Source organism: Megasphaera intestinihominis (assembly GCF_040096415.1).
GTDB lineage: Bacteria > Bacillota > Negativicutes > Veillonellales > Megasphaeraceae > Megasphaera > Megasphaera intestinihominis.
The window spans coordinates 1-1,528 of the sequence record NZ_JBBMEU010000129.1 but is presented as its reverse complement, the minus strand read 5'-3'; the positions used below and the strand labels follow the sequence as shown (position 1 = coordinate 1,528).

The 1,528-nt window shown below is 57.7% G+C and carries 1 protein-coding gene; it reads right to left on the bottom strand.

Annotation, left to right across the window (positions count from 1 at the left end):
- Window positions 1-137: 137 nt before the first annotated feature.
- Entirely contained in the window at window positions 138-1,277 is a 1,140-nt protein-coding gene (locus WMO23_RS11265) for an MFS transporter (RefSeq protein ID WP_349174115.1), read from the bottom strand.
- Window positions 1,278-1,528 lie beyond the last annotated feature (251 nt).

Sequence of the window (1,528 nt, the reverse complement as noted above, 5' to 3'; positions counted from 1 at the left end):
GCTGTCGCACATGCGACAGCCGCTTTTTGAGTGGTTAGGGGTTAGGGGCTAGGGGTTAGTAGGGGCGCCCACGTGGGGCGCCCGTTTACGCAAGTCGGTCACGGGATTCTTACACATCCCCGACTACAAACTACAAACTATTTCCCCCGCAAGAGCCGCATGGCCATGATGGACATGATGACCAGGAGGGCCGTGACTAAGGCGAAGGAGGCGGTCAGGCTGAAGGCCCGGCTGATGAAGCCCAGTACGGCCGGTGCCAGGAGGATACCGGCGTAGCCGATGGTGCTGACGGCAGCGACGGCATCGGCTACGGGCATGTCCTTCTGCGTCCCCAGAGAGGAATAAAAGATCGGCACGGTATTGGCACAGCCGACGCCGATGAGGATGTACGATGCAAACAGGAAGGGGCCGCCGCTGATGAGCAGGATGCCCAGGAAGCCGGCAAAGGCGACGGGCAGGGACAGGGCCAGCAGCCGCCGCGGCCCGAAATGCATGGTCAGGGAGTCACCGGGCAGGCGGGCCAGGAAGGCCGACGCCGTAAACAGGGTCAGGCCCAGGCCGGATTGGGAAATGTCGATGCCCTTTTCCGTCGTCATGAAGACGCCGCTCCAATCGTTGATAGAACCTTCTACCAGGAAGGCAATGGTGCAGACCAGGCCGATGAGGACGATTTTCCCCTTGGGCAGGACCAGGGAAGCGCCCTTGCCGGATGCCTGCCGTTCCTCATGGAGATGGGGCGCAAAGAAGCAGACGCAGAGGCCGATGAAGACGGCGCCGGCAATCATGACGATTTTCCAGTAAAAGCCCAGGTGGAGCAGGGAAGCAAAAAAGGCAGCGCCGGCGAAATTCCCCAGGGACCACATGGCCTGCAGGCCGGACATGAGGCGCTTGTGGACTTTCCGTTCAATGAAGATACCGTTGATGTTGACGACGACGTCGAGCAGCCCCAGGGACGAACCGAGGAGGACGGCCATGACCAAGGCCGCTGCATAAGCCGGCACATAACAGAGAACGTTCAGGACGACGGCAATGGCCAGGCCGGCGATGGTCAAAGAACGGCGGCAGCCCAGGCGCCCGGCAATGGAACCGGCCAGCATCATCATGATCAGGGCGCCTAAGCCGACGGCCAATAAGAGGAACCCCAGGTGGTCGTCCTGAATCTGCAGCTGCTGCCTCAGGAAGGGAATGAGCGATGCCCACGACGTAAAACCGAAACCGCCGAGGAAGTAAAAGGCTTTGGCACTATAAATCTGCCAAAGGATATCTCGTTTATTCATCAATTTCTGTCACCTCACACTAAAAAAAGCCGGACAAGAAACCACCCTGTCCTGCATCTTTATCGAAAGACGCGTTTACGTACGCGCCCTTCCTCCGCTGCAGGACTGAAGTGACATCTTATCCGGTTTTATACTATACGAGCATAAGCCTCCGATGAGCGGTATTATTATAACTTGAACCTCTCCCGCTTATAGAAGCGGGAGATTCTTGAGAAGGTTGCTGTTTAAGTTTCCTCCTGAAATCAGGATAG